The sequence below is a fragment of the Methylobacterium sp. CCH5-D2 genome, from assembly GCF_001556475.1.
Lineage (GTDB): Bacteria > Pseudomonadota > Alphaproteobacteria > Rhizobiales > Beijerinckiaceae > Methylobacterium > Methylobacterium hispanicum.
This window is the reverse complement of the sequence record NZ_LSIX01001053.1, coordinates 1-4,569: the sequence shown is the minus strand read 5'-3', so window position 1 is coordinate 4,569 and position 4,569 is coordinate 1. Positions and strand designations below refer to the sequence as shown.

Annotated in this window: 6 protein-coding genes; 3 read left to right on the top strand and 3 right to left on the bottom strand. The window is 73.6% G+C overall.

All coding sequences use genetic code 11. From position 1 onward, the window contains the following. The first annotated feature begins 20 nt into the window (after window positions 1–20). The 3 genes from ubiG (at window position 21) to AX737_RS28575 (ending at window position 2,459) form a co-directional block, all read left to right on the top strand. Window positions 21–758: a bifunctional 2-polyprenyl-6-hydroxyphenol methylase/3-demethylubiquinol 3-O-methyltransferase UbiG gene (ubiG, locus tag AX737_RS28585; protein WP_066927262.1), complete on the top strand. Its 738-nt coding sequence runs from the start codon at window positions 21–23 to the stop codon at window positions 756–758. A 116-nt stretch (window positions 759–874) separates the two neighbouring features. Then, window positions 875–1,423, top strand: coding sequence for a YbhB/YbcL family Raf kinase inhibitor-like protein (locus AX737_RS28580; RefSeq protein WP_066927260.1), 549 nt, complete (start codon window positions 875–877; stop codon window positions 1,421–1,423). 64 nt (window positions 1,424–1,487) lie between these two features. Continuing rightward, on the top strand, window positions 1,488–2,459 hold the full coding sequence (locus tag AX737_RS28575; RefSeq protein ID WP_066927258.1) for an NADPH:quinone oxidoreductase family protein: 972 nt from the start codon (window positions 1,488–1,490) through the stop codon (window positions 2,457–2,459). Between the two features lie 19 nt (window positions 2,460–2,478). On the opposite strand, the gene AX737_RS28570 is transcribed toward AX737_RS28575, so the two are convergent. Genes AX737_RS28570 through AX737_RS28560 form a run of 3 tightly spaced genes read right to left on the bottom strand, consistent with a single transcriptional unit; the run spans window position 2,479 to window position 4,470 of the window. After that, window positions 2,479–3,492 (bottom strand): adenosine kinase, encoded by a 1,014-nt coding sequence (locus AX737_RS28570; protein ID WP_066927256.1) that lies wholly within the window; start codon window positions 3,490–3,492, stop codon window positions 2,479–2,481. Window positions 3,493–3,543: 51 nt separating this feature from the next. Continuing rightward, entirely contained in the window at window positions 3,544–4,119 is a 576-nt protein-coding gene (locus tag AX737_RS28565) for a Uma2 family endonuclease (RefSeq protein ID WP_066927254.1), read from the bottom strand. Window positions 4,120–4,155: 36 nt separating this feature from the next. Further along, a complete protein-coding gene (locus tag AX737_RS28560) occupies window positions 4,156–4,470 on the bottom strand; it encodes a hypothetical protein (protein ID WP_066927252.1) in 315 nt (104 codons plus the stop codon). Window positions 4,471–4,569 lie beyond the last annotated feature (99 nt).

Sequence of the window (4,569 nt, the reverse complement as noted above, 5' to 3'; positions counted from 1 at the left end):
CGGAAGGAACGGCGGGCCGGGTGGAACCGGGTCGGGTAGACCCGGCCGAGGTGGCGCGCTTCGACGCGCTCGCCGCGACGTGGTGGGACGAGGCCGGGCCGATGCGGGTGCTGCACCGCTTCAATCCGGTGCGCCTCGCCTACATCCGCGACCGGGTCTGCCGGCACCACGGCCGCGAGACCGATCGGCCCTTCGCGCTGGAGGGACTGAGCATCGTCGACATCGGCTGCGGCGGCGGCATCCTGTCGGAGCCGCTGGCGCGCCTCGGAGCCGACGTGACCGGGCTGGAGCCGGCCGGGCAGAACCTCGCGGTGGCCCGCGCCCACGCCGAGGCCGGCGGGCTCGCGATCGACTACCGCGCCGACACGATCGAGGCGGTGGCGGCCGAGGGCGCCCGCTTCGACGTGGTGCTCGCCATGGAGGTGATCGAGCACGTGCCCGACCCGGAGGCCTTCCTGCGGGCGGCCTGCGCCGCGCTGAAGCCGGGGGGCCTGCTGTTCGCCGCCACGATCAACCGGACGCTGCGCTCCTTCGCGCTCGCCATCGTGGGCGCCGAGTACGTGCTGGGCTGGCTGCCGAAGGGGACGCACGACTGGGACAAGTTCATCACGCCCGAGGAATTGAAGCGGATGCTGCGGGTGGGCGGCGTCACGCCGGTGGACACGCAAGGGGTGGTCTACAACCCGCTCAACGACGGCTGGCGCCAGAGCCGGGACACGGCTGTGAACTACATGGTCGCGGCCGAGAAGCCGGCGTAGCGCGGGCGCGGAGGGGGCTGCCCGAGACCCCACATGCGTCGGCCCGCACCCGCGACGCCAACACCGCCCGAACCCCATCGCCCTGCCCTCGTTGTCCCCCGACACCGGAGGGATCCATGCTGGAGAAGCTGCCGCACGCCGTGGGCGAGGCCCTGTCGGGGCTCCGCGCGGGGTTGGAGAAGACCGCCTACCACGCCACCTTCGCGGCGGTGCCGGAGGGCATCGCGCTCACCAGCCCGGCCTTCGCGGACGGGCAGGCGATCCCCGCGCGCTTCACCGCGGACGGGGCAGGCAGCGCGCCGCCGCTCGCGTGGGCCGGCCTGCCGGAGGGCACGCGGAGCCTCGTCCTCCTGGTGGAGGACGCCGACAGCCCGACGCCGGAACCGCTGGTCCACCTGATCGCCCCGGATCTCGACCCCGCCGCGGGCCGCCTCACGGAGGGCGCGACGGGCGCGGAGACCGGCCGCAACAGCTTCCTCAAGCAGGGCTGGCTGCCGCCCGACCCGCCCTGCGGCCACGGCCCGCACCGCTACGTCTTCCAGGCCTACGCCCTCTCCGTGGCTTTGGCCCTCACGGAGGCGCCGGGGCGCGGCGCGCTCATCGACGCGATGGCGGGGCGGGTGCTGACCAAGGGCTGCCTGACCGGCACCTACGCGCGGCCCTGAGCGCCCCTCTTGCGGGGCGATGCCCGCCGGGGCATCGCGGTCTCGGAACAACCGGGAGAATGCGATGCGGGCGCTGATGTGCACGAGGCTGGGCAAGGCCGAGGATCTCGGCATCGAGACCCTGCCCGACCCGGAGCCCGGCCCCGGTGAGGTCGTGGTGCGGGTCCGGGTCGCCGCGCTCAACTTCTTCGACACGCTGATCATCGCCGGCCGCTACCAGGTGAAGCCGACGCTGCCCTTCTCGCCCGGCGGCGAGGCCTGCGGCGTGGTCGAGGCGCTGGGACCGGAGGTCGAGGGCTTCTCGGTCGGCGACCGGGTGGTGGTGCACGCCAAGTTCGGCACCTGCCGCGAGCGCGTGGTGGCCGATGCGAGCCAGCTCACGCGGGTGCCGGACGGCGTCTCGGACGAGCAGGCGGCGGGGCTCACCATCACGTACGGCACCTCGCTGCACGCGCTGGCCAACCGCGCCCGGATCCAGCCGGGCGAGTGGCTCGCCGTGCTCGGCGCCTCGGGCGGCGTCGGGCTGGCGGCGGTGGAGCTCGGCGCGCTGCTCGGCGCCCGGGTGATCGCCTGCGCCTCCTCGCAGGACAAGCTCGCGGTGGCCAAGGCCCACGGGGCGGAAGTCGGCCTCGTCTACGATCCGGCGACGCTGAAGGACGCGCTGCGCGAGGCCTCGGGCGGTGGGATCGACGTGGTCTACGACGCGGTCGGCGACGCCTTCGCGGAGCCGGCGCTGCGGGCTCTGCGCTGGCGCGGGCGCTACCTCGTGGTGGGCTTCGCGGCGGGCGAGATCCCGCGCCTGCCGCTCAACCTGATGCTCTTGAAGGAGCTCGACGTGCAGGGCGTGCACTGGGGCGCCTTCCTCGACCGCGACCCGGCGGCGCACCAGGACAACCAGCGCCGGCTCCTCGCCTGGGTGGCGGAGGGGCGGCTGACCGCCAAGGTCCACGGGGTCTACCCGCTGGAGGCGTACGAGGCCGCGCTCGGCATCCTCACCCGCCGCGAGGCGGTGGGCAAGGTGCTGCTGCGGGTGTGAAGCCGCGAGCGGGGCCGCGTCAGAGCAGCCCGCGCTCCCGCGCCAGCTTGACCAGATCGACCTGCGGCCGGGCGCCGATGTGCTGGATCACCTGGCCGGCGGCGAGCGCCCCGAGCTTGGCGCTCGCGACGTTGTCGAGCCCGCGGGCGTGGCCGGCCAGGAACCCGGCGGCGAAGAGGTCACCCGCGCCCGTGGTGTCCACCACCTCGGCCACCGGCGAGGCCGGCACCGCGCGGACCTCGCCGCCCCTCACCACCACCGCCCCGTCCTCGGAGCGGGTGACGAGGCCGAGCAGGTGCAGGCCCCGGCCGTTGCGCTCCTGGGACAGGGCCTTGATGGCGGTATCGGCGTCCTCGGTCTCGTAGAGGCTCTTCAGCTCACCGATATTGGCGAACAGGATGTCGATGCTGCCGTCGCGGATGAGGCCCAGGAACTCGTCGCGGTAGCGGCCGACGCAGAAGGCGTCCGAGAGGGTCAGCGCCACCGCGTTGCCGGCGCCGTGGGCGATCTCGACCGCCTTGCGGAAGGCCTCCTTGGCGGCCGGCGGATCCCAGAGATAGCCCTCGAGGTAGGTGACGCGGGCGCTCTCGACCACGGCCGGATCGACGTCGGCGGGCGAGAGGCCCTGGCAGGCGCCCAGATAGGTGTTCATGGTGCGCTCGCCGTCGGGCGTCACCAGGATGAAGCAGCGGGCGGTGGCCGGCCCCTCGGTCGCGGCGCGCACCGGGAAATCGACGCCCACCGCCTTCAACTCGTGCGCGTAGAGGCCGCCGAGCTCGTCGTCGCGCACCTTGCCGATGAAGCCGGCGCGGGCGCCGAGCATCGCGGCGCCGACGGCGGTGTTGGCGCCCGAGCCGCCCGGGACCACGGTGGTCGGCCCCATCGCGGCGAACAGCGTCTCGGCCCGGGGCTCGTCGATCAGCGCCATCGCCCCCTTGGGCACGCCCTGGTCGGCCAGGAAGGCCTCGTCGGTGCGCGCGATCAGATCGACGATGGCGTTGCCGAGCACGAGAAGGTCGAGGGGAGCGGTCATGCGGGCGTCCTGTTCCGGTTCGCCGGCCTGTCGCACCGGTGACCGGACGGGTCAAGCCGGGCCGTCGTCCTCGAACAGGTCGGCCAGCGCGAGGTCGAGGCCGGGCGGATCGAGCCGCAGCGCGCCCTCGGCGACGATGTGGGTCTCGATCAGATCCCCGCTCCCGCGCCGGTGATGGAGGACGCGGCGCTTGACGGCATCGACCACGAGGTAGTGCTGAACGCTCGGGACGCGGAAATAGCCGACCAGCTTCTCGCCGCTGTCGAGAGAGCGGGTGCGCGGCGAGAGCACCTCGACGATCACGACGGGATTCGGCACCTCCACGGCGTCCCCGTCGAGACGCGCGCCGCAATAGACGAGCGCATCGGGCTCGTAGGCCGTGTCCTTGTCGATCCGAACGGTCATCCCGTCCGGAAACATGCGGCAGGGCAGGCCGCCCCGGCGGATCGCGGCCTTCAGGGCCATCTGAACGGCGAACTTCGCGTCCGCGTGGCGCGCCCGCTGCGGCGACATCGCGACGATCTCGCCGGCATCCAGCTCGTAGCGGCCCGGTCGGCCTTCCGCCCAGACGAGGAACTCGTCCACCGTCATCCGCGGCGGCGTATCACGCTTCGGCGCTGCGCTCATGCGGTCAGACTAGCACGATTCGCCCCACGGCGCGGGTCACTGCCCCTGCAGCGCTTTCACCTCGCACTGGGCGTAGTCGGCGCTGGCCTTCACGTAGGCGTTGAGTTTCTGCACGTAGGCCTCGGCGATCGGCCGGAAGGCGCCGATCTGCGCGTTGTAGGCCTTGATCTGGTCGCTGTAGGTGTAGGCCTCCCAGCCGGGGCAGCCGCCCTTGGCGTCGAGGCAGGCGGGCTTCTGCGGCAGCGCCGGCCGCTCGGGGCGTTCCGCCGCGGGGGGCGGGGCGGGCGCCGTGCAGGCGGCCGAGGCCGGCTCGGAGAGAACGAGCGCCAGACTCAGCACCGTGTACCGCATGGGACGTCTCCGCGCGGCCGGATCGTCCGCGGTCACGGCTTCTGCGGCATCGCGCGGGCCGGGACAAGGCCGGGCGCCGGGCGTGGCCCGGTCCGGCGG